General features: G+C 74.8%; 23 protein-coding genes. 10 read left to right on the top strand and 13 right to left on the bottom strand.

Annotated features, from left to right (window positions below):
- Position 1: 1 nt before the first annotated feature.
- From AB0G01_RS16900 to AB0G01_RS16885, 4 genes are read right to left on the bottom strand one after another with little or no spacing between them, the layout of a single operon-like run.
- Positions 2 to 2,497, bottom strand: a complete 2,496-nt coding sequence (locus AB0G01_RS16900) for a CHAT domain-containing tetratricopeptide repeat protein (protein WP_360946053.1) — start codon at positions 2,495 to 2,497, stop codon at positions 2 to 4.
- Positions 2,498 to 2,502: 5 nt separating this feature from the next.
- Positions 2,503 to 2,985 carry a hypothetical protein gene (locus AB0G01_RS16895; RefSeq protein WP_360946050.1) on the bottom strand — a complete coding sequence of 161 codons (483 nt, stop codon included), beginning with the start codon at positions 2,983 to 2,985 and terminating at the stop codon, positions 2,503 to 2,505.
- Positions 2,982 to 3,593 carry a sigma-70 family RNA polymerase sigma factor gene (locus tag AB0G01_RS16890; RefSeq protein WP_360946047.1) on the bottom strand — a complete coding sequence of 204 codons (612 nt, stop codon included), beginning with the start codon at positions 3,591 to 3,593 and terminating at the stop codon, positions 2,982 to 2,984. Before AB0G01_RS16890 ends, AB0G01_RS16895 begins: the two co-directional genes overlap by 4 nt.
- Positions 3,574 to 5,151, bottom strand: coding sequence for a S8 family serine peptidase (locus AB0G01_RS16885; RefSeq protein WP_360946044.1), 1,578 nt, complete (start codon positions 5,149 to 5,151; stop codon positions 3,574 to 3,576). Before AB0G01_RS16885 ends, AB0G01_RS16890 begins: the two co-directional genes overlap by 20 nt.
- 347 nt (positions 5,152 to 5,498) lie before the next feature.
- On the opposite strand from AB0G01_RS16885, the gene AB0G01_RS16880 reads away from it, so the two are divergent.
- The 4 genes from AB0G01_RS16880 to AB0G01_RS16865 all read left to right on the top strand — a co-directional run bounded on the left by AB0G01_RS16880 (position 5,499) and on the right by AB0G01_RS16865 (position 10,732).
- Positions 5,499 to 6,056, top strand: a complete 558-nt coding sequence (locus AB0G01_RS16880; RefSeq protein WP_360946041.1) for a CGNR zinc finger domain-containing protein — start codon at positions 5,499 to 5,501, stop codon at positions 6,054 to 6,056.
- Positions 6,053 to 6,502: a protein-tyrosine phosphatase family protein gene (locus AB0G01_RS16875; RefSeq protein WP_360946038.1), complete on the top strand. Its 450-nt coding sequence runs from the start codon at positions 6,053 to 6,055 to the stop codon at positions 6,500 to 6,502. The genes AB0G01_RS16880 and AB0G01_RS16875 overlap by 4 nt, the downstream gene beginning before the upstream one ends.
- Before the next feature lie 464 nt (positions 6,503 to 6,966).
- On the top strand, positions 6,967 to 8,820 hold the full coding sequence (locus AB0G01_RS16870) for an asparagine synthase-related protein (RefSeq protein WP_360946035.1): 1,854 nt from the start codon (positions 6,967 to 6,969) through the stop codon (positions 8,818 to 8,820).
- 121 nt (positions 8,821 to 8,941) lie between these two features.
- Complete coding sequence (locus AB0G01_RS16865; RefSeq protein ID WP_360946032.1) at positions 8,942 to 10,732, top strand: ABC transporter ATP-binding protein; 1,791 nt, start codon at positions 8,942 to 8,944, stop codon at positions 10,730 to 10,732.
- A 28-nt stretch (positions 10,733 to 10,760) separates the two neighbouring features.
- Here AB0G01_RS16865 and AB0G01_RS16860 read toward each other — a convergent pair whose 3' ends face one another.
- The gene (locus AB0G01_RS16860; RefSeq protein ID WP_360946029.1) at positions 10,761 to 11,954 is read right to left on the bottom strand and encodes an erythromycin esterase family protein; all 1,194 of its coding nucleotides are present in this window, start codon (positions 11,952 to 11,954) and stop codon (positions 10,761 to 10,763) included.
- Between the two features lie 129 nt (positions 11,955 to 12,083).
- Here AB0G01_RS16860 and AB0G01_RS16855 point away from each other — a divergent pair, with 129 nt between their 5' ends.
- Entirely contained in the window at positions 12,084 to 12,638 is a 555-nt protein-coding gene (locus AB0G01_RS16855; protein WP_360946026.1) for a sugar O-acetyltransferase, read from the top strand.
- 23 nt (positions 12,639 to 12,661) lie between these two features.
- Here AB0G01_RS16855 and AB0G01_RS16850 read toward each other — a convergent pair whose 3' ends face one another.
- Entirely contained in the window at positions 12,662 to 12,880 is a 219-nt protein-coding gene (locus AB0G01_RS16850) for a hypothetical protein (protein ID WP_360946023.1), read from the bottom strand.
- Between the two features lie 157 nt (positions 12,881 to 13,037).
- On the opposite strand from AB0G01_RS16850, the gene AB0G01_RS16845 reads away from it, so the two are divergent.
- Entirely contained in the window at positions 13,038 to 14,006 is a 969-nt protein-coding gene (locus AB0G01_RS16845; RefSeq protein ID WP_360946020.1) for an AraC family transcriptional regulator, read from the top strand.
- Here AB0G01_RS16845 and AB0G01_RS16840 read toward each other — a convergent pair.
- On the bottom strand, positions 13,899 to 14,768 hold the full coding sequence (locus AB0G01_RS16840; protein ID WP_360946017.1) for an NAD(P)-dependent oxidoreductase: 870 nt from the start codon (positions 14,766 to 14,768) through the stop codon (positions 13,899 to 13,901). The genes AB0G01_RS16845 and AB0G01_RS16840 overlap by 108 nt on opposite strands.
- A gap of 109 nt (positions 14,769 to 14,877) precedes the next feature.
- Between AB0G01_RS16840 and AB0G01_RS16835 the strand changes: the two genes are divergently transcribed.
- Together AB0G01_RS16835 and AB0G01_RS16830 are read left to right on the top strand one after the other, a co-directional pair.
- A complete protein-coding gene (locus AB0G01_RS16835) occupies positions 14,878 to 15,624 on the top strand; it encodes a polysaccharide deacetylase family protein (RefSeq protein ID WP_360946014.1) in 747 nt (248 codons plus the stop codon).
- 35 nt (positions 15,625 to 15,659) lie between these two features.
- Positions 15,660 to 16,049 (top strand): hypothetical protein, encoded by a 390-nt coding sequence (locus AB0G01_RS16830; RefSeq protein WP_360946011.1) that lies wholly within the window; start codon positions 15,660 to 15,662, stop codon positions 16,047 to 16,049.
- 3 nt (positions 16,050 to 16,052) lie between these two features.
- On the opposite strand, the gene AB0G01_RS16825 is transcribed toward AB0G01_RS16830, so the two are convergent.
- From AB0G01_RS16825 to AB0G01_RS16800, 6 genes are all read right to left on the bottom strand, one after another.
- On the bottom strand, positions 16,053 to 16,322 hold the full coding sequence (locus AB0G01_RS16825) for a hypothetical protein (protein WP_360946008.1): 270 nt from the start codon (positions 16,320 to 16,322) through the stop codon (positions 16,053 to 16,055).
- A 290-nt stretch (positions 16,323 to 16,612) separates the two neighbouring features.
- Entirely contained in the window at positions 16,613 to 17,473 is an 861-nt protein-coding gene (locus AB0G01_RS16820; RefSeq protein ID WP_360946005.1) for a PaaX family transcriptional regulator C-terminal domain-containing protein, read from the bottom strand.
- Between the two features lie 4 nt (positions 17,474 to 17,477).
- Positions 17,478 to 19,118: an AMP-binding protein gene (locus AB0G01_RS16815; RefSeq protein ID WP_360946002.1), complete on the bottom strand. Its 1,641-nt coding sequence runs from the start codon at positions 19,116 to 19,118 to the stop codon at positions 17,478 to 17,480.
- A gap of 50 nt (positions 19,119 to 19,168) precedes the next feature.
- The gene (locus tag AB0G01_RS16810) at positions 19,169 to 19,939 is read right to left on the bottom strand and encodes an Asp/Glu racemase (protein WP_360945999.1); all 771 of its coding nucleotides are present in this window, start codon (positions 19,937 to 19,939) and stop codon (positions 19,169 to 19,171) included.
- Positions 19,936 to 20,826, bottom strand: coding sequence for a fumarylacetoacetate hydrolase family protein (locus AB0G01_RS16805; RefSeq protein ID WP_360945996.1), 891 nt, complete (start codon positions 20,824 to 20,826; stop codon positions 19,936 to 19,938). Before AB0G01_RS16805 ends, AB0G01_RS16810 begins: the two co-directional genes overlap by 4 nt.
- A 20-nt stretch (positions 20,827 to 20,846) precedes the next feature.
- Complete coding sequence (locus AB0G01_RS16800) at positions 20,847 to 21,956, bottom strand: cupin domain-containing protein (RefSeq protein ID WP_360945993.1); 1,110 nt, start codon at positions 21,954 to 21,956, stop codon at positions 20,847 to 20,849.
- A 98-nt stretch (positions 21,957 to 22,054) separates the two neighbouring features.
- Between AB0G01_RS16800 and AB0G01_RS16795 the strand changes: the two genes are divergently transcribed.
- Together AB0G01_RS16795 and AB0G01_RS16790 are read left to right on the top strand one after the other, a co-directional pair.
- Positions 22,055 to 22,474 carry a thioesterase family protein gene (locus AB0G01_RS16795; protein WP_360945990.1) on the top strand — a complete coding sequence of 140 codons (420 nt, stop codon included), beginning with the start codon at positions 22,055 to 22,057 and terminating at the stop codon, positions 22,472 to 22,474.
- Positions 22,471 to 24,804, top strand: a complete 2,334-nt coding sequence (locus AB0G01_RS16790; RefSeq protein ID WP_360945987.1) for an FAD-dependent monooxygenase — start codon at positions 22,471 to 22,473, stop codon at positions 24,802 to 24,804. Before AB0G01_RS16795 ends, AB0G01_RS16790 begins: the two co-directional genes overlap by 4 nt.
- Positions 24,805 to 24,812 lie beyond the last annotated feature (8 nt).

Below are 24,812 nucleotides of genomic sequence, written 5' to 3'. Positions count from 1 at the left end.
GTCAGCCGCCCCAGCCGTGGCAGACGAAGGGCATCAGCCACTCGTCCTCGGTGGCGTCGGCCAGCGCCCTGCCCGGCGGCACGCCCCGGGTCAGGGCCCGGTGGTAGGCGGTCATGACGTCGACCGCCGCGCGGTCGTCGACCCGGGCGACGCTGGAGACGACGGTCCGGCTGCCGCTGTAGAGCAGGGCGGCGGTGAACCCGAGGATCTCGTCACCGGTGCGCACGACCGCCTGGCCGACGTCGCACGAGGAGAGCACGACGTGGTCGGGCACCGTCGCGAGCTGGTGCACGTCGTGGGCCATCAACGGCCCGTCCACCAGGTCCAGCCGGGAGAACAGCACGTTCTCGTGCTCGTGGTGCCCGTGCGAGGCGATGTGCGCCAGGCCGCTGCGGTTGACCGCGTGCAGGGTGTTGGCGACGGTCGCGTCCGGTCCGTCCAGCACCGTGCTCCGCGGGTAGATCCGCGCCAGCCGGTCGACCTCGTCCGCCGAGTGCGCCAGGTCGGGGCCGCTGACCAGCAGCACCGGGCCGGGCGGGCGCACGACGCGCTTGGCGGCCACCCACGCCGAGGGGGAGGGGGTGACGGTGACCGGGCGTCCGCGCAGCGCGTCGAGCAGGCTCCACGGCATCGCCGACAACGCCCCGGTGGGCACCAGCACCAGGTCGCGGTCGCCGACGACGTCGAGCAGCGGGGTCAGCACGTGGTCGGCGACGACCGCGAGCTGCCGCCGGATCGAGGTGTGGATCACCCGCTCGATGGTGGCGGGCAGGCTGCGACCGCACGCGGCGTCCAGGTCGCTGCGCAGCCGGGCGATCGCCTCGAACACCGTCGCCGGGTCGCCCAGCCCGAGCAGGTCGGCCCGCCGGTCGCCGATCACCTGCGCCAGCAGCCGGTCGCCGTGGGTCAGGAAGATCACCATGGCGCTGCCGGCGTCCGCCAGCTCCTCCTTGACCTCGGCGAACCCGACCTCGGCGTGGCGCTCGCCGGACCCGTCGGTGCGCCAGCCCTTGGCCCGGATCTCGCGCTCGATGTGCCGGGCCCGGCGCAGCGCGTCCGGGTCGTGGTTGCCGTGCAGCTCGGCGGTGCGCGCCTCGATGGCGGCCTGGCGCAGCTCGGCGACGGCGTCCACGGTCCGCTCGTCGGCGGGCGTGCGGACCGGCGGGAACCGGAACGCCTGCGCGCGGGAGCGCTCCAGCCACCGGTAGACGACCTCGGGCCGGCCGTCCGCCAGCGCCGCCGCCAGGCCGACCCGGGCCAGCTCGCCGCCCAGCGACGTGGTGCCGGTCTGGAGGTCCAGGCTGCCGAACCGCGCCCGGTGCTCGCGCAGCAGCGCCAGCCCGGTGCGGGCCTCGGTGAACGTGCGCCGCCGGTCGCCCTCGGCGGAGCCGAGCTCGGCCAGCGCGAGGCGGCGCAGCAGCCGGTTGGCCAGCGGCGCACCCGGCCGGTCCTGCCCGGTGAGCTCGGCCCGCGCCCGGGGCACCCGGCCGCACGCGAGGTACGCGCGGGCCGCCAGCAACGCGGCCTCGTCGGCGTCGTTGCGCAACCCGAGCGACCGCAGCCGCCCGGCCAACCGGGACGCCGCGCGCGCCACCCGGGCCGTCCCGCCGCCGGAGGCGAAGTCCGCGCGCAGCACGGCCAGCTCGGCGACACCGGCCCACGTGTCGTTGTGCCGCCGCCGGAAGTGCAGCCGGGCACGGGCCGCCCACCGGCGGGCCTCGGCCGGGTCCCCGGCGGCCAGGCGCGCCCGCGCCATGGTCAGCTCGGCCTCGGCGTGCTCGTGGCCCATCCGCAGCTCGGGGACCTGCCGCAGGAACGTGTCCAGCTCGGTCGCCGCCTCGCTGGGCAGCCCCGCCGCCAGCAGGGCGCGCGCCCGGTCGCCCGCCAGCACCGCGAGCATCCCCTGGCCCTGCGCCGCGTACACCCCGGCCGCGATGTCGAAGTCCCGTAGCGCGCCGGGGATGTCACCGGTCAGCACCCGGCACTGGCCACGACCGTGCACGGCCTTGGCGACCGTGCGGGGCATCCCGTCGTCGGGGCCCAGCGATCCGCCGATCTGCGCGCACTGGTCGAGGTCGGCCAGCGCCAACCGCACCCGGCCCGCGATCTGGTGCAGCATCCCCCGGTTGAGCAGCACGCGGGCCAGCGCCGCCCGCTTGTCGGTGCGCCGCAACCCCTGGATCGTGTCGTCGAACAGCGCCAGCGCGTCGTCCAGGCGGCCGGACATCAGCAGCACCAGCGCCCGCTGCGACAGCAGCAGGTGGCGGTCGTCGGCCGACACCACCCGGTCGGCCTCGTCCAGCAGCTCCAGCGCGCGGGCGGTGCTGCCCTGCGCCACCTCGGCCGCCGCGAGCGTGCCCAGCATGCGCGCGGTCTGCGACGGGGTCGCCTCGCCCAGCCGGAGCGCGTCCCGGAGCCGGCGTGCCCCGACCGCCGGCCGACCGCTGTTGATCTCCTCGATCGCGCGCTCATGCAGGGTCCGCACACGGTCGCTCACCGGGCCTATAGTGTCATTGTCGGTGTGCTCACGGCAGCGGCCCGCCCGTCCGGTCGGATGACGAACTGAAGCAGACCCGAACGCACGCGGTCGAGCGAGAAGCGCCCTTCCGCGTCGGCCCGCGTCCGCAGGGGGCCGTCGGCGGTGCGCACCTCCACCGGGTGCGCGGCCGGCGGCGAGATCCAGCCGTCGATGCGCACCGTGCCGTCCCCCCTGGCCTGCACGTTCACCAGGAAGTCCAGCGTCTCGCCGGTGAAGGTGATCAGCCGGGACCGCACGTCACCGCGCACGCCCGCGACCTCGTGGTGCTCCGCGATCCGCGCCACCTCCAGCTCGACGTCCGCCAACTGGACGGCGAACCGCGCCCGGTCCACCAGGTCGGCGGGCACCGGGTCGAGCGACTCGTACATCCACCGGACCTCGCGCAGGATGACGGCGTCGAGGTCGTCGAGCTGCCCGCGCGGGCTGTCGGGGTCGGTCGGGATCACCGCCAGCTCCCCTCTTGGTCGGCGAGGAGCTGCTTGCGGAGCTGGGCCAGGCAGCGGCCCCGGGTGGGGCCGATGCTGCCGCGCGGCATCCCGAGCGCGGCGCTGATCTCCGCGTACTCCGCCCGGCGGACGAACGCCACGATCCGCAGCAGCTCGCGACAGCGGTGCGACAACCGGCCCACCGCCTCCCACAGCCGGGCCCGGCGGTCGGTGAACACCGCCTGCTCGTCGGGTCGCGGCCCGGGGTCGGGTAGCTGCTCGTCGGGCGCGACGCCGAGGAGCTCACGGCCGCGCTGCTCGTCGCGCAGGGTCCAGGACTCCCGCTTGGTCACGGTCACCAGCCACGAGGTCAGCGCGCGCGGCGAGTGGATGCCGGCCATCGCGCCGAGCAGCCGCAGCCACGTGGTCTGCACGGCGTCGGCGGCGCGTTCGCGGTCCAGGCCCTGCGCCCGCGCGACCTGCCAGAGCACCGGCGTCAGCACCTCGACGATCCGGCCCAGCGCCTCCCGGTCGCCGTCCCGGGCGGACACGAACAGCTCGGCGAGCCCCTCGTAGTCGTCGAAGGGCTTGCCACCCGCCGGGTGGCGGTCAGACCTCGTACTGCTCATAGCAGCGCTCCAGTGCCGCCCACGCCCGTTTGACCACCGTCTCCTGGTCGACGGCGGCCAGGCTCAGCCCGGTGTCCGCCGCCGCCACGTCGATCAGGGCGTTCGCCACCGCCGCCGCCGCCAGCGGGGTCGCGAACGACGTGCCGTCCCACACCGCGAACCCGCCGCGGAAGTCGTCCGGGTCCAGCCCGCTGCGCTCCGCGTCGGCCAGTTCCGGCTGGCGCGGCCCGCTCACGTCGGTGGGGAACGTGCTGACCACGCCCGCGCCGGTGGCCCAGCAGGTGACCCACGCGCCGTCGTTGGAGAACCCCGCCTTGGTGGCGTTGGGGTTCAGCGCGCCCACGCTGATCACGCCGGGGCCCGCGCCGGGCAGGTCCGGCAGGTCCGCGAACGCCGCCGGGTAGAACCGCCTGCTGGTGGAGTTGTTGCCGGACGCGGCCAGCACCAGCACGCCCTGCCCGGTGAGCCGGCGCACGACGTCGGCCAGGTGCGTGGTGTAGACGTCGTCGGCGGGCGACTCGTCGAGGTAGCCCAGCGACAGCGACACCACGTCGACCATGTCACCCGGCCGGTCCTCGCGCCGCGCGCGGTCGACCCGCCGGGAGATCTCCTCCAGCGCGGCGATCACGTCCGACCCGTAGGCGACGCCGTCGCTGTGCATGACCCGGATGGCCAGCACGTCGGCGCTGGGCGCGGCCTGCCGGATGATCCCGGCGATGAACGTGCCGTGCCCGGTGTTGCTGTCGACGTCGCGGATCAGGCGGTCGGAGAGGACCGGGCTGTCCCAGTAGTCCAGCAGGCACGGCGCGGCGGTCGCGGCGGCGTTGTCCCGGATCGTCCGCTGGGCCTCGTCGAGCACGGAGATGAACCCGTCCGACGGCGGCGGCGCGGAGCGGTCCTCGATGCCGAACCACGGGTGCGGCCCGATGCCGGAGTCCAGCAGGGCCACCACGGGCCGGCGGGTGAGCCCGTCGCCGAGGTCGCCCCGGCGCGGCGGCTCGGCCGCCATCGCGACCGGCACGCGGGACGAGCCGGCCGGTGAGCGGCGGTAGGAGCCGTCCACCTGGTCGCTGTTGGTGTCCCAGGGCGTGCCGGTGATCGTGACGGCGCTGAACACCAGGTGTTCCAACGAGATGCGCCGCACCAGGTCCCGTTCGAGCGCGTCGTCGGCGGCGGCCCGCAGCCGTTGCAGCGCGGTCCACGAGTCGACGTCCTCGTCGCGGCCCGACAGGGCGCGCAACACCACGGGCCGGGCACTCGTGCCGCCCCTGGTCTCGGGGACCTCCAGGTCGTACCCGGCGTCGTTGAGCACCGCGCGCAGCGCGCCGAGGGCGGTCCCGTCGCACAGCACGTCGTCGGGCACGAGCAGCACCCGTGGCCGGTACGCGGTGGACAGCGGCCGGCTCCCGCCCGACGCGTCGGCCCGGTTCGGGTCGAGCACGCGGCCGTCGTGCCGGTCCAGCAGCTCCGCCGGCACCCGCAGCTTCACCGCCGGCTCGTAGTCGGATCCCCCCGCCTGTTGCGCGCCCAGCCGCCTTCGAATGAACTGGATCGCCACCAAATCCCTCCTGTCTCGCGGTTGACACCTTCCCCCGCTCCCACAAGACACGTGTGCCGTTCGGGCCTTTCGAATACTCCAGGACGGTAACGAAACGGTAACGGGCGATCGCGTCGAGCGTCCTTTCCAGGCTGAACGAGGAAGGTTCACGTCCGGTTCGCCGCCTGTTCCCGCTGGTTGCCGGGGTCGCCGCCGCGAGCACGACGGTCGCGACGACCGGGATCGCGGCGACGCCGAGCCGCTGGACGCCGCGCTTCCGGTGGACCGGTTCCCCACTGTGTGCCGAGCGTCGCAAAGATCGTCCGGTAAGGGTTATAGTCCTCCCAGACCAATTACAGGAGGGTTCTGTGGAGGTGTCCATCACCGACTACCCGGCGGGGGCGGCGCTGGCGACCGACCTGGTCACCACGTCGCCCGCGGTCCGGGGCGTCGACGCGCTCGCGGAACCGGACGCGCTGGCCGACCTGCTGTCCCGGCACGGGATTCGCGGGGAGGTGCCGACCGCCGACGACGTCTTCGCGGTGCGGCTGCTGCGCTTCGACGTGCGCGGCACCATCGAGACCGAGACCGCGGAGCAGGCCGTCGCGGGCGCGGGCGTGCTGATCGGGCGCGCCGCGCTCGGGCCCGTGCTGCGCCGGGACGATGACCGGAACTGGCAGTGGTACGTGCCGACGGCACCGGGCGCACCGCTGGCCGACCGGCTGGCGGCGGTGATCGGCGTCGCGCTGCTCGGCGTGGTCCGGTCGCTTGGCCACGACCGCTTCCGCGCGTGCGCCGCGCCGGGCTGCCGGGGCGTGTTCGTGGACGCCAGCCGCGCCGGCCGCCGCCGGTACTGCACGCCGGAGCTGTGCGGCAACCGCGTCAACGTGGCCAACCACCGCCGCCGCCAGGAGGTGACCCGATGACCGCGCCGCCGCTGACCGGGTCGATCCGGCTCCCCGACGGCTCCTGGGTCCGGGCCCGGGGCCTGCGCCACCCGCGTCCGGCCGGCCCGGTCCCCGGCTACGGCCTGTACCTGGGCTCGGACCGGCTCCGGGCCCGGCACGACGACGGCCTGACCTGGCCGCACGAGTGGCTGGACTGGCCGGACTTCCGGCTCCCGCGCGACCGCGCGCGGGCCGTCCGCCGGATTCGCGCCCTGCACGACCGCGCCCGCTCCGGCGAGGTGGTCGAGGTCGCGTGCAACGGCGGCGTGGGGCGCACCGGCACGGTCGTCGCGTGCCTGGCGATCCTGTCCGGCGTCGACCCGGCCGAGGCGGTCGCGTGGGCCCGGCGGCACCACCACCGCAGCGCGGTCGAAACCCCGTGGCAGCGGCGGTGGGTGGGGCAGTTCCCCGGCCAGGACGCCTGAGCCGGGTCCGGCCCTCCTCGCCGCCCACCACGGCCGTGCGCGGCTACCCCGTACGGCTGCCGGGCTCCTCGCGCTCGGTCATGGAAGGGGGAGGGGCGGGCACCTCCCGGTGAACACCGCGCCCGAAGGTGTGGCGGGCCCGGCAGGTGGTTCTCGCCGCGCTGCCCGGTGTGCCACGGTGGGAATCCCGGAACTCCCACCGGCGAAAGGACCACGCCCATGCGGGCCGAGCCATCCGCCTGCGCCCCGCCGGTGCGGGTCGGCACGTTCGCCGGACCGACCGCCGGGAACCGCGCAGGCCGCTGTGGGGACGCCCGCTGTGGGGACGCCCGCTGTGGGGACGCCCGCTGTGGGGACTCCTGCCGTGGGGACTCCTGCCGCCGGGACTTCCGCCGCCGGGACTTCCGCCGCGCCCGGACCCGGCGGCGGAGCGCAGGAGGGGCGGGCGGCTGAGGGGATCGGTCGTGAGCACGGGTTTTCCCGGCACCGCCACCGGCCGCGACGAGGAGTGGTTCGTGGTCCTCCCGGACGACGACAGCGCCGCCGTCGCGGTCGCGGCGCTGCGCGCGGGTCCGGGGCCGTTCACCCCCGTGCGGCGGGTCGACCACCCCTCCCGCAGACCGTGGCTGCTCGGTAGCTGGAACCCGCGCGACCTGCTGATCGGCACCGCCGGGCGGACCCGGGTGGCCGTGCTGGGGTGCTGCCCGGCGTCCCCCGCCGAGATCGCGGGCATCGCGCGGCGCACCACCCACCTCCTCGACCTGGACCGGGCGGCGCGCTCCCTGACCGGCAGCTCCCACCTGATCGCGAGCGTCGACGGCGCGGTCCGCGTGCAGGGCAGCGCCTTCGGCGTGCGCAGGGTGTTCCACGCCCGCCACGGCGACGTCGACGTGGCCGCCGACCGCGCCGACGTGCTCGCCCGGCTGCTCGGGACCGGTGTCGACGAACGGCTGCTGGTGTCCCGCCTGCTGTTCCCGGAGCCGCCGCCGGCCCTGGCGGGACGCCCGCTGTGGCACGGGGTGACGGCCGTCGCCGAGGACCACTGCCTGGTCCTGTCGCCGCGCGGGCGGGCCCGGACCGTGCGCTGGTGGCGTCCGCCGCAGCCGGTCTCGTCGCTGCGCGCGGGAGCACCCGCCCTGCACGAGGCGCTGGCCGAGGCGGTGGCCGCCCGGGTGGTGGCCAGGCGCGCGGTCAGCGCCGACCTGTCCGGCGGCGTCGACTCGACCGCCGTGTGCTCGCTGGCCGCCGGCCAGGTCGACCGGCTGCCCGCCTACAGCCTCGTCGGGGCGGACCCGGCCGACGAGGACGCCCACTGGGCGGCGGTCGCCGCCGCCGGGCTGCCCGCGGTGCGGCGCGTGGTCGTGACCGAGGAGGACCTCCCCGGCCCCTACACCGGCATCCTGCGCCCCGGGCTCGCCCGGGACGAGCCGCACCCGCACGTCCGCCTGCGGGCCGACGCCGTCGCGCGGGCCCAGCTATTGACCGCGCACGGCTCCCGCCTGCACCTCACCGGCCACGGCGGCAGCGAGGTGCTGCACGCGCCGTGGAGCTACCTGCCGGAGCTGCTGCGCCGCGACCCGAGAGCGGCGTACGCGCACGTGCGCGGGCACCAGGCGGCGCACGGCTGGTCGTGGTCGCGCGTGCGCCGCCTGCTCACCGCAGCGCGTGACGAGCGGCGCGTGCTGCCGGCCCTGGCGCGCGCCCTCACCGGCGCGGGCGACAGCCGGCGGGACGTCCTGCGGCTGCCCGCGTGGGTGACACCGGACGCGGTGGACGCCGTGCGCGAGCTGCTGCTCCGCGCCGCCGACGAGGTGGACCCGGGCGTGCGGGCGGGGGCGCTGGAGGACAACGTGCGGGTGGTGCGCGCGAGCGGCCGGTCGATGCGCTGCACCGTCCTGGCCGCGACGGCGGACGGGCTGCCGGTGGCCGCGCCCTTCCTGGACGACCGCGTGGTGGAGGCGTGCCTGGCCGTGCGCCCGCACGAGCGCACCACCCCCTGGCGGTACAAGCCGTTGCTGGCCGAGGCCATGCACGGCCTCGTCGCGGAACGGTCACCGTCGCGCACCGCCCGGGGCGGCACGGCCCCCGGGCACGTCGCCCTGCGGCGGTACCGCGCGGACCTGCTCGCCCTGTGCGAGGGCTCCCGGCTCGCCGCCCTGGGCCTGGTTGACGTCGACCGGCTGCGGTCGGAGCTGACCGGGGCCCGGCCCGCCGGCACGGCCCCGATCACGGTCGAGCGGACCATCGGCTGCGAGCGCTGGTTGCGCGACCTGGAGCCCGCCGGTCACGCCACCGAGATGACGGGAGCGCCCGGATGACCCCCCGGCTCGCGGACCCCGCGACACCGACCAGGACCGAAGACGCCCCGCGAACCGGTGCCGGGCCGCCGGACCACCGGACCGCCCACCCGGCACCACTCGATGAACAGGACCACACCGGATGACGGTCGTCGCGCCGCCCGCGCAGGTGCCCGTGGCAGTGGAGGAGCCCGCGCGCACCCGCGTGGGGGTGCGGCACCTGGTCGCCGCCACGCGCGGCCACCGCCGGAGCATCCTCGTCGCCCTCGCACTGACCCTCCTGGGTGCCGGCCTGGGCTTGATCCAACCGCTGGTGGCCATGCGGACCGTCGACTCGGTCGGCGACAGCGGCGCGGTCGGGTGGCTGCTCGCGCTGCTCGCGGTGGTGTTCGTGGCCGCCGCGGTGATCGACACGCTCGGGCGGTACTGGCTGGAGCGCACCGGCGAGGGCATCGTGCTCGACCTGCGGGTCCGCCTCGTGGACCGCCTGCTGCGGCTGCCGATGCGCGTCTATGACCGGCACCGCGTCGGCGACCTGCTCTCCCGCACCACCACCGACACCACGCTGCTGCGCGACGCGATCGCCTACGACCTCGTCGACCTGGTGTCCGGGGTGTTCGTCGTGGTCGGCGGGCTGGCGGCGATGCTGTGGCTGGACCCGCTGCTGTTCCTGATCGTCGCCGTCGTCGTCGGCGGCATCGGGGGGGTGACGCTGGTCGTGCTCGGCGGCATCCGCGACGCCACCGAGCACGCGCAGGACGACCTGGGGCGGATGTCGGCCGAGCTGGAGCGCGCGCTGACCGCGATCCGGACGGTCCGGGCGATGCGGGCCGAGGACCGCGAGAAGGAGCGCATCGCCGAGTGCGCCCGCCGCAGCTACCGGCAGAACCTGCGGGCCGCCCGGCTGGACTCGGTGTCCGGCCCGGCGGTCACGCTGTCCGCGCACGGGTCGCTGATCGTGGTGCTGGTCGTCGGCGGCACGCGCGTCGCCCACGGCCACCTCACCCTGGCCGAGCTGGTGGCGTTCCTGCTCTACGTCAGCTACATCGCGCTGCCCGCCGCCGGTCTCTTCGAGGTCGCCGCCACCATCCAGCGGGGACTGGCCGCGCTCCAGCGGGTGCACGACCTGACCGACCTGCCGGTGGAGACCGACCGGCCCGGCGTCCGGGACGCGCCGGCGGACCGGCGTCCGGCCGACCCGGACCGGCCCGCGCTGGAGCTGCGCGACGTCTGGTTCGGCTACCGGCCCGACCGGCCGGTGCTGCGCGGCGTCACGTTCTCCGTCCCGCACCGGGGCCACGTCGCCCTGGTCGGCGGGTCGGGTGCCGGGAAGTCCACGATCTTCGCGCTGGTGGAGCGGTTCTACGACCCCGACCGGGGCACCGTCCTCCTGGACGGGCAGGACCTGCACGCCGACCTGACCACCGCGCGGGCCAGGGCGCGCATCGGGCTGGTCGAGCAGAGCTCACCCGTCCTGCACGGCACCCTGCGCGAGAACGTCGCCTACGCCGCGCCCGACGCGCCCGACGAGGAGATCCGCCGCGTGCTGGCCCTGACCAACCTCACCGGGATGGTCGAGCGGCTGCCCGACGGCCTGGACACCCAGGTCGGCGAGCACGGCGGCATGGTCTCCGGTGGCGAGCGCCAGCGCCTGGCCATCGCGCGCGCCCTGCTCCCGCGACCCCACCTGCTCCTGCTCGACGAGCCGACCGCCCACCTCGACGCGGCCAACGAGGCCGCGTTCGCCCGCACCGTCCGGGAGATCGCCACCGAGTGCGCGTTGCTGGTGATCGCCCACCGCGACACGACCGTGCGGCTCGCCGACACCGTCGTCGTCCTGGACGCCGGCGAGATCGTCGCGACCGGGCCGTTCGAGGAGGTGGCGCACCGGGTCGCCGCCGTCCGCGACCCGTCCGCCCGCAGCGGGTCCTAGCCGGCCGAGCCGGGACCTCCGCCGCGACCTACTCGGAGCCGGGCCCGGTGGCGTCGATCGTCCCGAGCAGGAGGACGGCGTCGTAGTCGTCCCGCCGCGTCGGGTCGAGCGGGAAGTACGAGTGGTGGGTGGTGGTCCGGGGCTTGGCGTCGCGGGGGAGCTGTGCGGCGGGCACCAGCCGTGCCCGGCCCGGCAGCGCGGCCAGCACGCCCTCGATCGTGTCCGGGTCCGGCTCCGGGATGCCGTGGTGCGCCGCCGTGCCCAGGGCCGAGCCGATGACGGCGTAGTCCTCGCCGAGCCGGTGCGCGACGAGTGCGCCCGCGCTGTGCCAGCGCAGGTCCAGTTCGCCGAGCCGCCAGCGGGTGACGCCCCGGTGCAGGTGCTGGTTCTGCGCGAACACCAGCGTCGGCGTGCCCCGCGCGGCCAGGGCCAGCAGGTTGTCCGCCATCATCGTGTCCCGGATCGAGAGCAGGCGGGCCACGCGCGCCGGCGAGTCGCCCGCCATGCCCGCGTGGTAGGCGAGCAGCCCGGCGGCCGTGCGGGCGGCGAGTTCCGCGTCCCACAGCTCGTCGGGGTCGGCGGCCAGCGCCGGGACGTCGCCGGCCAGCACCCAGCGCAGGTCGTCGGTGATCAGCCGCAGCTCGCGGGCACCGGCGGACCCGCCGACCGACCGCGACGGGTCCATCGCGGCGGCGGGGTCGCTCCAGCGCTCGTCGTCGCCCAGCAGGCCGTCGATCCGGTCCCAGGTGGCGGGCAGGTGGTCCAGCCGCGCGTCCAGGAACCCGTGCAGGGCGGACAGGGCGGCGCGGGGGCTGTCCGCGCCCATCATCTCGACCGGCGCGTCGAACCCGAAGAACCGGACCGGCTCGTCGGCGGTGCGGTTGTGCGCCGCGAGCAGGCGGACCAGGTCGCGGTTGGCCGGCGAGGTGCCGGAGGTGTGGGTGAAGCCGTGCTCCATGACGTGGTCGAGGTCGCCCCGGCCGTGCCGGACGTAATCGTCGACGAGGGCGGCGTGCAGGCAACTGCTCTCGATGGCGACGGCGCGGAACCCGGCGTGGGTGACGAGGTGGGCGATCAGGGCGTTGCGGTAGCGGAGGAACTCGTCCTCGCCGTGCATCGGCTCGCCGAAGGCCAGCAGGCGGGGGAGTCGCGGCAGGACCCGTTCGACGGCCGGCCCGAACTCGTCCGCGCCGTCGACCCGGGCACCGACGGGGTGGATCATGGGTGGGTCTCCGTCCGAGAGGGGATGGTGCCACCGTAGCGTCGAAGGACCCGGGGGGACCGGGACGCGGGGCGCGGTGGTGGCGGCCCGGACCCGGCACGACGTGATCCCGGCAACCCGGAGGGACTCGTGGGCGAACAACGAGACCGCATGCTGCGCGGCGAGTGGTACCTCGACGAACCCGATCTGGTCGAGGACCGGCGGCGCTGCGCGCGGGCGCTCGACCGGTTCAACGCCACCGGCGCGGACGACGACGAGGAACGCCGCCTGATCCTGGGCGGGCTGCTCGCCGGGTTCGGCCCGGGTTCCGCCGTCCTGCCCCCGTTCCGGTGCAGCTACGGATCGCTGATCAGGATCGGCGCGAACAGCTTCGTCAACCTCGACGCGGTGTTCCTGGACGACGCCCCGATCACGATCGGCGACGACGTCCGGATCGGCCCCCGGGCGCAACTGCTCACCGCGCTGCACCCCGTGGAGGACCACGAACGCCGCCGCGCCGGCTGGGAACGAGCCGCCCCGATCACGATCGGCGACAACGCGTGGCTCGGCGGCGGTGTCGTCGTCTGCCCGGCCGTGTCCATCGGCGACGACACCGTGGTCGGCGCGGGCAGCGTCGTCGTCCGGGACCTGCCCGGCCGGGTGTTCGCCGCGGGCAACCCGGCCCGGGTCGTCCGCGCGCTCTGACACCGCCGCCCGCCGGGACCGGATCAGGTCAGCGGTAACTGGAAGAACACCAGGTAGAGGAGCACCAGCAGGCCGATCACCCCCACGATCGCGCGGACGAGCTGCCGCATCCAGTCGCCGAAGACCCTCCCGAGGCGGCTGCGGGAGTGGGAGAAGTACGCGTGGGCCTCGCTCGCGCTGTTGAGGCGCATGCCGACGAACAGACCCGCCCCGAGGACGAGCAGCACGACGAAAGTGGACACGATCAACCTCCGGATGACGATCGGCTGGACCGCGCCGCGCGGAGGACGACCGCGTGACCGCGTGACGACCGCTCGGGCACAGCCGGGAACACCGTCGGTCGGGGGTCGACGCGGTGGTCGACACCTCGCCTAGTCTGACCCGCGTCGGGAGGCGGTTATGCGTAATTTCGCGGTGTCGGGTCGAAAGACCCCCCTGCTGTCGGGTATCGGACATGCCGCGCGGTTGCGCTTCGGGGGCGGCGCGGCGGGTATCGAGCGGATGGAGGCCGCGCTGGTCGGCACCGCGTTCGCACCGCACCGGCACGACACCTACGCGATCGGGGTGACGTTGGCCGGGGTGCAGACCTTCGGCTACCGGGGCGAGCGGCGGCACTGCCTGCCGGGCGAGTGGCACGTGCTGCACCCCGACGAGCTGCACGACGGGGCGGCGGGCACCGAGCTCGGGTTCGGCTACCGGATTCTCTACCTGGACCCGGCGCTGGTGCAGGACGCGCTGGGCGGCCGGCCGCTGCCGTTCGTGCCCGATCCGGTGATCCGGCCGTCGCGGGTCGGCCCGGCCGTCGCGCACTGGCTGCGGCACATCGACGACCCGCTCGACGACGTGGAGGCCGCCGAGATCACCGCGTCGGTCGCGGACCTGCTGCGCGCGCACTCCACCGACCCGGCGCGGGGCCGGGCGACGCTGGACCTGGCCGCCGTGCGCCGGGTGCGGACGCTGCTGGCCGACGACTTCGCGCACCGGCACCGGGCGGCCGACTTCGAGCGGGTGTCCGGGCTGGACCGGTGGTCCGTCGCCCGGCAGTTCCGCGCCGCGTTCGGCACCAGCCCGACCCGGTTCCGCACCCTGCGCCAGCTCGACGCGGCGCGCCGGCTGATGAGCGCGGGCGTGCCGACGGCGGAGGTGGCGGTGGCCGTGGGGTTCGCCGACCAGAGCCACCTCACCCGGATGTTCAAGCGCGCCTACGGGGTGACGCCGGCGGTGTGGACGGCGGCGGTGCGCGGTGGCTCGGGTCGCGGGTCAGGCGCGGGCCCGGATGGCGTGCACCACGGCGGCCATGTCCGCGCCCCCGTGGCCGAGCGCCTGGGTCTCGCCGAACAGCGCGTGGCAGACGTCCAGCAGCGGTGACACGACGCCGGCCGCGCGGGCGGCCTCGGCGATCAGCCGGTTGTTCTTCAGCACGTCGGTGATCGACGCCTGCACGGTGAAGTCGCCCGCCAGCAGCTTCGCCGCCTTGGCCCGCGACACCGCCGACGCCATCGGCCCGGCGTCGAGGACGCGGGTGAGCAGCGCCGGGTCCAGCCGGTGCGCCTCGGCGAACCCGTAGGCCTCGGCCAGCCCGGTGACCGTGGTGATCAGGAAGAGGTTGACCGCGAACTTCATCAGCAGCGCGCCCGGCACCGGTCCGCAGTCCACCACCCGCGCGCACATCGGCGCGAGCAGCGGCCGGACCCGGGCCACGTCGGCGTCCGCGCCGGACAGCATCGCCACCAGCGCGCCCTGCTCGGCCGGTCCGCGCGAACCGGACACCGGGGCCTCGACGTACGCCCCGCCGGCGGCGGCCACGTCGACGGCGAGGGCGCGCGAGTAGTCGGCGGCCATCGTGCCCATCTGCACGACCGTCCGCCCGCGACACCGCGCGGCGAACCCCGCGCCGCCGCGATCCAGCACCGCGTCCACCGCCGCCTCGTCGGCGAGCATGAGCACCACGACGTCGGCCCGCGCGAACACCCCGCCCGGTTCGGGGGCGACGTGCGCGCCCGCGTCGGCGAGGGGAGCGCAACGGTCGGCCGTCCGGTTCCAGACGGTGAGCGGGACGCCCGCGCGGGCGAGGTTGAGCGCCATGGGCTGTCCCATGACGCCGAGTCCGATGAATCCGAGTTCGACCACGGGGGAGTTCTAGCCGCCGCCGGCACGGCCCGTCTTGAACGTTTGTGCGCGGTGTCCGGCCGGGAGGTGCCGCCGGGGGTCACGGATCGTGATCCGCCAGGATGGCTCGATGCGACTGCCACCCCGCGCCCCGCGGGCCCGTCGGTGGGTGCCGGTCCTGGTGGCCGTGGTCGTGCTGGTGCCGCTCGGCGCGGTCGGGCTGGTGGCGCTGGTCAACGCGCGGACGTTCCAGGTGTTCGGCGAGATCGTGCACCGGGTGGAGACCGACGAGAAGGTCCTCGCGCTGACCTTCGACGACGGACCCGACCCGGCGGGCACCCGGCCGCTGCTGGAGGCGCTGGCGGCCAAGGGGGTGCGCGGCACGTTCTACCTGACCGGCCAGGAGCTCGCCGCGCACCCGGAGCTCGGCGAGGCGATCGCCGACGCGGGTCACGAACTCGGCAACCACTCGTACTCGCACGAGCGGATGGTGTTCGTGACGCCGTCCCGGGTGGCCGAGGAGATCGAGAGGACCGACGAGCGGATTCGCGCGACCGGGTACTCCGGTGCGATCACCTTCCGCCCGCCCCACGGCAAGAAGCTGGTGGCCCTCCCGCACTACCTGGCAGAGCACGGCCGCAAGACGATCACCTGGGACGTGGAGACCGATTCCCGGTCCGACGAGGTGGTCACCGCCGAGGAGCTGGTGCGCCGGACCGTCGAGCAGGTGCGGCCGGGCTCGATCGTGCTGCTGCACGGCATGTACGCCGGTCGCACCGTGACGCGCGAGTCGGTGGGCCCGATCATCGACCGCCTCCACGAGCGGGGCTACCGGTTCCGCACCGTGTCGGAGCTGCTCGCGTCCCCGCCCGCGTGACGGGCGGTGATCATCCGGGCCGATAGGGTTGTCCCATGAGCGGATACCCGGACGAGGAGAGCCGTACTCTGCGCACGGCCGTCTACGGCGCGATGGTGCTGGTGTCGGTGGCCGAGGAGGGCGCGCTGGACCAGGAGAGCCACGCCGGCATCAGGGCCATGGCCGCCCTGCCGCCACGGGTGCGCGAGGCCGTCGACTCGGGCACGCCGGAACTGCCCGGTGGCTCGGTCGACGACGTGGAGCACGGCGTGCTGGAGGCGTTGCGCGGGTCGATGGCGTTCCTGGCCGCGCGGTCGCCGGACGAGGCCGAGGCGTTCGCGCTCGCCGTCGTCCGGATGTGCGAGCAGGTCGCGTCGGCGGACGGCCGGGTCGGCCGGGACGAGAGCGCGGTGGTGGGCCGGGTCCGCGCGGCGCTCGGCCGCTGACGGTCAGTCCCGCCGGGACGCGACCAGCGCCTCGATGCCGTCCAGCAGGCGTCGCGAGCCGAATTCGAACCGGTCGCCCGACCACGGTGCCCCGCCCGCCCGGGGGACCTTGAGCAGGCTCGGGTACGGGTGAAGTCGACCAGCTCGCCCAGCCGCCGGTCGCGTTCGGCAGTGTCCTCCGGCGTGGGGACCCGGCCTGCCGGTCAGCGCGGAGTCCAGCCACCGCAGCATGTTCGGGCCCGGCGAGGGCGCGGTGACCACCAGGTGCAGCACCCACGGGCGGGCCCGGAAGGCGACCCGGGCGGTCCGGGGTGCTGGTGGCCGCGCCGCTGGGCAGTCGCGCGTTCGCGGTGAGCCTGGCGTGGGCCCCGAGCCCGTACGTGATCGCCGAGGGGTCGGACGGGCGGGATGATCCTGGTGGGCGCGGTCGTCGTGCCCCGCGCCGTGCGCCGCCTGGGCGTCCCCAAGTTCCCGCCCCCGTCCCCGTCCCCGCAGGACCGGTCGACCTGGTCCGGACCTCCTACCTGGCACTGCGCGCCCGGTCCGCCCCGGCCGGGTGAGGCTCAGCCGGAGACCGTCCGCACGCCGTGCGCGCGGGCCGGGCCCTCCAGCCGGTCCTGAAGGCTGAAGAACAGGTCCGCGGCCCGGATGCCGATCCACTCCGGCGGCAGCAGCTCTTCGGGCAGACCGGGGTCCAGGTAGGGCAGTCGTCGCCAGTCGGTGAGCAGCCGGACGTAGTCGGCGAACGCCGCCCGCTCGTCCACCGTCCGCCGGCCCCGCCACCGCTCCAGCGACGGGCCGTGCTCGGTCAGGAACGCCGAGTACAGCGCTTCCAACTGGTCCAGGTCCCACCACCGGCGGACCTTGCCGGCCAGGTCGCCGAACGCCAGGTGGTCGGCCCGGAACAGGTCGGCGTAGCCGTGCAGGTCCTGGCTGCGCAGGATGTCGGCGGTCGGCTCGTGCAGGTGCGCGGGCGCGATCCACACGCCCGGCGCGGTGGTGCCGAAGCCCAGCCTGCTCAACTGGGACCGCAGCAGGTGCCGCTTGTTGCGCTCGGACTCGGGCACCGAGAACACCGCGAGCAGCCAGCCGTCGGCGAGGGTCGCCCGCTTGCGCCGGAAGATGCGGTGGTCGCCTTCGTCCAGGATGGCCAGTCCGGCGGGCGACAGGGCGTACCCCGCCGCCCCGCCGCGCCGTTCCGCCTGGAGCACGTCGCGCCGCTTGAGCCGGGAGATGGACGACCGGACGGCGGCCTCGTCGATGTCGAGCTCGCCGAGCAGGCCCACCACGGAGGCGACGGACAGCCATCCCGCGTGGTCGCGGGAGAACAGGCCGTAGAGCGTCACGATGAACTGCCGGGGCTGGGCCGCCTTCGCGTAGCTGTCCACGTCGGCGAACCCGACCTCGCCCGATCCCGTCGTCACCGCGTCACGGTATCAGTGCGTCACCGGGTGTGACCTCGTGCTGCGCCCGCTCCCGCACCTCCGCGCGGAGCTTGAACCGCTGCACCTTCCCGCTCGGCGTCCGGGGCAGCTCGGCGACGAACTCGATCCGCCGGGGGTACTTGTACGGCGCGATCACCGACTTCACGAACGCCTGGAGCTCGGCGGCCTTCGCCGGGTCGGCCGACGCACCCGACCGCAGCACCACGAACGCGTGCGCGATCGCCCCGCGATCCGGGTCGGGCGCGCCGACCACGGCGGTCTCGGCGACGTCCGGGTGGTCCAGCAACGCCGCCTCCACCTCCGGTCCGGCGATGTTGTAGCCGGAGGAGATGATCATGTCGTCGTCGCGGGCCTGGAACCAGAAGTAGCCGTCGGCGTCGCGCACGTAGGTGTCGCCGGTGAGGTTCCAACCGTCGTGCACGTAGTCGAGCTGGCGCGCGTCGGCGAGGTACCGGCATCCGGTGGGCCCCTTCACCGCCAGCCGGCCGGGCACGCCGTCCGGCGCGGGGTTCCCGTCGGCGTCCAGCACGGCCGCCCGGAACCCGGGCACCGCCTTGCCCGTCGCGCCCGGCCGGATCTCGTCGTCGGCGGCGGAGATGAAGATGTGCAGCAGTTCCGTGCCGCCGATGCCGTTGATGATCCGCACCCCGGTCTCCCGGTGGAAGTGCTCCCAGGTGGACGGTGGCAGGTGCTCGCCGGCCGACACGCACCGCCGCAGCCCGGCCAGGTCGGCGGCTCTCCCCGCCGCCAGCATGGCCTTGTACGCCGTCGGCGCGGTGAACAGCACGGTCACGCCGTGCCGCGCGACGACGTCCGCGAGCTCCTCGGGCGTGGCCCGCTCCACCAGGAACGTCGACGCGCCGAACCGCATCGGGAACACCACCAGCCCGCCCAGCCCGAACGTGAAGCCGATCGGCGGCGTGCCGGTGAACACGTCGTCGGGCTCGGGCCGGAGGACGTGCCGGGCGAACGTGTCGGCGCACGCCAGCACGTCGCGGTGGTAGTGCATGGTGGCCTTGGGCCGGCCGGTCGTGCCGGACGTGGGCGCGAGCAGCACCACGTCGTCGGACGCGGTGTCCACGCTCGCGAAGGTGTCCGGTTTGGCGGCGCAGCGCGCGACCAGGTCGTCCACCCCGGACCCGCCGTAGCGCACGCTCGGCACGCCCTCGGGCAGGTCGCCGGCGAACCGGTGGTCGGTGAGCACCAGGCCGGTCGCGGTGAGCGCGACCAGTTCGGCGATCTCCTTGGCGCGCAGCAGCGGCATCACGGTGACCGCGACCCCGCCCGCCTTCACCACGGCCAGCCACGCGGCGACGGTCCACGGGTTGTTGGGGCCGCGCAGCATCACCCGGTTGCCCGGCCGCAGGCCGAGGTCGTCGACGAGCACGTGGGCGATCCGGTTGCTGCGCGCGGCGAGTTCGCCGTAGGTCCAGGTCTCCTCGGCCGTGCGCAGGCACGGCCGGTCCGCGCCGAACCGGCGGATCGCGCCGTCCAGCAGCACCTCCGCGCAGTTGAGCCGGTCCGGGTAGTGCAGTTCGGGGAGGTCGAACACGAATTCGGGCTGCTGCTCCGGCGGCGGGAGGTGATCCCGGCAGAACGTGTCGACGTGGGCGGATCTGTGCATCGGCAGCACTCCTTCCCGGAGTGTCGGGACGCTGGGCGACGGGGGAGGGGTCAGGTGCGCGGTGGCGCGTCGGCGTAGCCGCCGGCCAGCAGGGTGCCCGCGCCGGGCGCGTGGGCGGGCAGGTCGAGCGCGCGCATGAGCTGGTGCGCGGTGGCGATCGACGCGGAGAGCACCGGCTTGCCCAGTTCCCGCTCGACGATCTCGACGGTCTCCAGGGACGGCATCTGCACGCACGCGGACAGCACGATCGCGTCCGCGTCCCGGTAGTCGAGCGCGGCGGCGATGGGAACCAGGTTCTTCGGGTCGTGCGCGGCCACGTCGAGGTTGTCGGGGATCTCCAGGGCGGTGTAGTCGGCGACCTCCACGCCCTCGTCCCGGATGTAGTCCACCACGGTCTCGGTGAGCGGCTTGAGGTACGGGCAGACCACCGTGATGGACCGCGCGCCGATCAGGTGCAGCGCGTTCACCAGGGCTCCGGCGCTGGTCACGACGGGTGCGGGTGCGCCGTTCTCGGCGGTGATCGCGGCCAGGTTGCGCTCGGAGGTGCGGTGGTAGCCCCGCCCGAGGCTCATGATCGCGACCAGGCAGGCGTACCCGAGGACGTCCACCCGGGCGTCGGACAGTTCGGCGGCGCAGCGGCCCGAGTCGGCGTCCATGGCGGCGAGTTCCTCCTTGCGCACGTGCTTCATGCGCATCCTGCTGGAGTGGAACGTGAACCGCTCGGGCGCGACCGCCTCGCGCGCCCGGAAGATGGCCGGGATCTCGGTTTCCATGGTCACGTTGGAGCTCGGCACGATCTGGCCGATCCGGAAGGTCCTCATCGGACGTCCACCACCGGGTTGCGCAGCGTGCCGATGCGCTCCACGGTCGCCTCCACCACGTCGCCGGGCCACAGCCACACCTGGGGCGTGCGCCCCGCGCCCACCCCGGCGGGCGTGCCGGTGGCGATCACGTCGCCCGGCTCCAGGGTGATGCCGGCGCTGATGTCGGCGATCAGCTCGGGGATGCGGAACAGCATGTACCGGGTGCTGGACTTCTGCCGCACCTCGCCGTTGACCTTCAGCGACAGCTCCAGCGCGTGCGGGTCGGGGATCTCGTCGGCGGTGCGCACGGCCGGGCCGAACGGCGCGTAGGTGTCCTGGCCCTTGGAGTAGAACCACAGCCCGCCCCGGCGCTGGTCGCGCGCGCTGATGTCGTTGAGCACGCTGTAGCCGAAGACGTGCTCCAGCGCCCGCTCGGCCGGGACCCGCTTGGCGGTCCTGCCGATCACCACGGCGAGTTCGCACTCCCAGTCGAGCTGCTGGGTGAGGTGACCGTTGTGCTCGATCGCCTCCTCCGGGCCGATGACGGCCGTGGCGGGCTTGGCGAACAGCACCGGCCGCTGCGGCAGCTCCTGCGCGGTGTCCAGGGCGCGGGCGGACTCGGCGACGTGCTCGGTGTAGTTGAGGCCGACCGCGATGATCTTCCCGGGCCGCAGCGGGGCGTGCAGCGCCACGGTGTCCAGCGGGTGCGTGACGCCGTCCGGGAGCGGACCGTCGAGCAGGGCCGCGACGGCGTCCGCCGCGTCCTGGCGGACGGCCTCCAGCAGCGTGGCGGGAGCCGGGGCGGACCGCGCGGCGGCCAGCGCGCCGACGTCGACGACGTCGGACTCCCGTTGCACGCCGAGGCGGTGGGTGCCGTCGTGGGTGGAGAAGGTGACCAGCAGCATGGGGTGTCCGTTCTCGGGTGTCAGGCGACCGGCTGGTGGCCGTCGTTGTCCGGGTAGGCCTCTTCGCGGAAGAACCCGAGGGCCCGCATGACCGGGAAGTCGTTGAACGAGAACAGGCAGGCGTCGTCGGACCGGCTGGCGTTGGCGTGCTCGTGCCAGGCCCAGGAGGGGACGCAGAAGATGTCGCCCTCGCTCCAGTCGATGCGCTGCCCCGCCACGACCGACGTGCCGCTGCCCTTGGCGGCGGTGTAGATCTTGGAGCCGACCTGGCGGTGCGCCAGCGTCGACTCGCCCGCCCGCAGCAACTGCATGTGGGCGCTCATGGTCGGCATGACCGAACCGCCCGTCAGCGGGTTGCTGTACTCCATGATGATGCCGTCGTACGGGGAGCCGTCGGTCGCCTCGGCGGCGTTGAGCAGCGCCTCGTAGGTGGTCTCCCACGGGTAGGCGAGCAGTGGCGAGTGGTTCTTGTGCCACGTGTCGCCGAACGGCCGCAACTGACCCGCGCCGTAGACGTGCAGCGAGGAGTTGGTGATCCCCTCCTGCTTCTGGAAGACGTCCGGGTGCACCTCGTAGAACCCGGCGTCCATGGCGTTGACCAGCGGGATGTCCAGGCCGTCCTGCCAGATGACCGGCCCGTCCTCGCCCTCGTTGCCGTGCTCGTGCCACGTCCAGTTGGGCGTGATGGCGAAGTCGCGGGGACCCACCTTGAGCTTCTGGCCGTCCACGATCGTCCACGCGCCGGTGCCCTCGATCACGAACCGGAGCGCGGCGGCCTGGTGCCGGTGGGCGGTCATCGACTCGCCGGGACCCATGATCTGGAGGCCGCTGTAGAGCAGGCCGACGGTGGCCGCGATGTCCCGGCGCAGCGGGTTGTACAGCGCGACCACCCGGCGGCCGGCGTCATCGCCGCTGACCAGCCGCAGCGCCTCCATCACCAGCGGGCGCAGCTCCTGGTAGCTCCACTTCACCGGCACGGACTGCGGCTGCGGGTACCAGGGTTCGATCTTGTTCGCGATGGTCCACAGCGCGCCGGCGTCGAGGCGCTCCAGCTTCTCGTAGTACGCGTGCAGGTCGGCGTTGTCGGTCACGCGGGCGCGGCCAAGCACGTCATCGCTGTAGGTCGTCACGGCAGCTCCTCGCCACTCGGCGCGATATCTCGTTGTCTTGACGGACGTCAACATTCCGCAATACGGTTCGCGGTGTCAAGAGTCCTGGAGGGGCAGCTATGGCGACACCGGATTCCCGGCCCGAGGTGACGATCGAGCGCCGCGTGGAGTGGCACGACACCGACGCCGCCGGGCACCAGCACCACTCCGCGATCCTGCGCTGGGTGGAGCACGCCGAGGCGGAACTGCTGCGCGGGCTGGGGCTGGCCCGCCTGTTCGGGCGCGCGCCCAGGGTGCGGCACGAGGTCAACTACCGGTCGCGGCTGTGGTTCGGCGAGACGGTGCACGCCCGGCTCAGGGTGGTCCGGGTCGGCCGGACCTCGCTGCACTACGAGTTCACCGTGCACGGCGAAGCGGGCGTGGCGGCGGACGGCACGCTGGTGATCGCGCACGTCGAGCCCGACGCGCCCGGCGCGACGCCGTGGCCGGACGACGTGCGGTCGGCCCTGGCCGGCGCGGTGGCGGGGGGCGGCCGATGAGGATCGCGGTCATCGGCGGCGGCCCCGGCGGGCTGTACTTCGCGGCCCTGGCCAAGCGCCTCGACCCCGCCCGGGAGATCACCGTGTGGGAGCGCAACGCGGCCGACGACACGTTCGGCTTCGGCGTGGTGTTCTCCGACGAGACGCTGGACGGCATCGCGGGCGCGGACCCCGTCATCGCCGAGGCGGTGGAGGCCGAATTCGCGCGCTGGAGCGACATCGACATCCACTACCGCGACACCGTGCGGACCTCCGGTGGTCACGGGTTCGCCGCGATCGAGCGCAAGCGGCTGCTCCAGCTCCTCCGCCGGCGCTGCGCCGACCTCGGCGTGGACGTGCGCTTCTCCACGCCCGCCCCGGACGCCGACGAGCTGCGCCGCGACCACGACCTGGTCGTGGCGGCGGACGGGGTCAACTCGGCGACCCGCGCGAAGTACGCCGACGTGTTCCGGCCCTCGCTGGACGAGCGCCACTGCCGGTACATGTGGCTGGCCACCGACCGGGTGCTGGAGGCGTTCACCTTCCTGGTGCGCGAGACCCGGTACGGCCCGGTCCAGGTGCACGCCTACCCGTTCAGCGCCGACCGCAGCACGTTCATCGTCGAGCTCACCGAGAACACCTGGCGCGCCGCCGGATTCGCCGGGCTGGGCCGGGACCTGCCGCCGGGGCGCAGCGACGAGGAGAGCGTGGCCCGGTGCGCCGCGCTGCTCGGCGACTTCCTCGACGGGTACTCGTTGCTGACCAACAACTCCAAGTGGGTCCGGTTCACCACCGTGCGCAACGCGACGTGGCGGCACGAGAACCTGGTGCTGCTCGGCGACGCCGCGCACACCGCCCACTTCTCCATCGGCTCCGGCACCAAGCTGGCGATGGAGGACGCGCTGGCGCTGGCCGCCGCCCTGGGCACCGCGTCCCGCGACGGCGGGGGGATCGGTCCCGCGCTGGAGCGCTACGAGACCGAGCGCCGCCCGGTCGTGGAGTCCACCCAGCGGGCCGCGCAGGCGAGCCTGGAGTGGTTCGAGACGATCGACCACGCCGTCGGCCAGGAGCCCGACCAGTTCGCGTTCAACCTGCTGACCCGCAGCCGCCGGGTCACCTACGACAACCTCCGGCTGCGCGATCCCGGGTACGTCGCCGCCCTCGACCGCTGGTTCGACACCGGGCAGGACGTGCCGACCCCGCCGCTGTTCCAGCCGTTCCCGCTGGGCGGCACGACCCTGCGCAACCGGGTGGTGTCCGCGCCGGTCGCGCTCTACCGGGCCTCGGCCGGCGTGCCGGGCGACGCCGAGCTGCTGCACCTGGCCGGGAAGGCGTTGGGCGGCAGCGGACTCGTGCTGGCCGGCATGACGGCGGTCAGCGCCGAGGGCCGGGTGACACCGGCCTGCGCCGGGCTCTACGACGACGGCCAGGTCGCCGCGTGGCGGCGGATCACCGACGCCGTGCACGAGCACAGCGGGTCCCTGCTCGGCGTGCAGCTCAGCCACTCCGGCCGCAAGGGCTCGACCGACGTGCCCGTCGCGGGCTCGTCGGGCGTGCCGCTGGACCGGGGGTGGGAGACCGTCGCGCCGTCGCCGCTCGCGTACCGGGGCCTGCCCGCACCGCGCGAGCTGACCGGGGGCGAGCTGGACGTGCTGGTCGGCGAGTTCGCCGAGGCCGCCGCGCGCGCCGACGCGGCCGGGTTCGACGTGCTGGAGCTCCAGGCGGGGCACGGGTTCCTGCTCTCGACGTTCCTGTCGCCGCTGACCAACCAGCGCACCGACCGCTACGGCGGCGGGCTCGACGGGCGGCTCGCGTTCCCGCTCGCCGTCGTGGACGCCGTCCGCGCGGTCTGGCGCAAACCCCTGCTGGCCAGGATCTCCGCCGTCGACTGGGCACCCGGCGGCACGACCGTCGAGGACGCCGTCCGCATCGCCGCCGCCTTCGCCGCGCACGGCGTGGACGCGATCGACGTGTCCAGCGGCGAGGTCGTGCCGCACGAGCGACCGGCGTACGGGCGCGGCTACCAGACCCCGTTCGCCGCGCGCATCCGGTCCGCTGCCGGCATCCCGACCATCGCCGTCGGCGGCATCTCGGGCTACGACGACGCCAACTCCGTCCTGCTCGCCGGCCGGGCGGACCTGATCGGCGTCGGCCGCGCCCACCTGCACGACCCGGCGTGGACCCTGCACGCCGCCGCCGACCTCGGCTATCGGGGCCCCGGCGCGCACTGGCCGCCGATCCACGCCGCCGGCCGCGCGAAACCGCCCTCGGCGGGCCGGGCCCGACCGGCGCTCGCGCTGCACCCCGCCGAACCCGAACCCGTGCACCAGCGCTGGCGGCCCGGCCGGTAGGGAACACC

Origin of the sequence: Actinosynnema sp. NPDC023587, from assembly GCF_040640215.1 — a bacterium.
Lineage (GTDB): Bacteria > Actinomycetota > Actinomycetes > Mycobacteriales > Pseudonocardiaceae > Actinosynnema.
The sequence above is the reverse complement of the archived record's forward strand: the minus strand, read 5'-3'. Positions and strand labels throughout refer to the sequence as shown.

Coding starts and splice junctions, on each gene's coding strand:
- AB0G01_RS16830 (WP_360946011.1), top strand. CDS start 15,660: ATGAGCGGATACCCGGACGAGGAGAGCCGTACTCTGCGCACGGCCGTC.
- AB0G01_RS16865 (WP_360946032.1), top strand. CDS start 8,942: ATGACGGTCGTCGCGCCGCCCGCGCAGGTGCCCGTGGCAGTGGAGGAG.
- AB0G01_RS16815 (WP_360946002.1), bottom strand. CDS start 19,118: ATGCACAGATCCGCCCACGTCGACACGTTCTGCCGGGATCACCTCCCG.
- AB0G01_RS16860 (WP_360946029.1), bottom strand. CDS start 11,954: ATGATCCACCCCGTCGGTGCCCGGGTCGACGGCGCGGACGAGTTCGGG.
- AB0G01_RS16790 (WP_360945987.1), top strand. CDS start 22,471: ATGAGGATCGCGGTCATCGGCGGCGGCCCCGGCGGGCTGTACTTCGCG.
- AB0G01_RS16835 (WP_360946014.1), top strand. CDS start 14,878: ATGCGACTGCCACCCCGCGCCCCGCGGGCCCGTCGGTGGGTGCCGGTC.
- AB0G01_RS16795 (WP_360945990.1), top strand. CDS start 22,055: ATGGCGACACCGGATTCCCGGCCCGAGGTGACGATCGAGCGCCGCGTG.
- AB0G01_RS16805 (WP_360945996.1), bottom strand. CDS start 20,826: ATGCTGCTGGTCACCTTCTCCACCCACGACGGCACCCACCGCCTCGGC.
- AB0G01_RS16875 (WP_360946038.1), top strand. CDS start 6,053: ATGACCGCGCCGCCGCTGACCGGGTCGATCCGGCTCCCCGACGGCTCC.
- AB0G01_RS16810 (WP_360945999.1), bottom strand. CDS start 19,939: ATGAGGACCTTCCGGATCGGCCAGATCGTGCCGAGCTCCAACGTGACC.
- AB0G01_RS16890 (WP_360946047.1), bottom strand. CDS start 3,593: ATGAGCAGTACGAGGTCTGACCGCCACCCGGCGGGTGGCAAGCCCTTC.
- AB0G01_RS16845 (WP_360946020.1), top strand. CDS start 13,038: ATGCGTAATTTCGCGGTGTCGGGTCGAAAGACCCCCCTGCTGTCGGGT.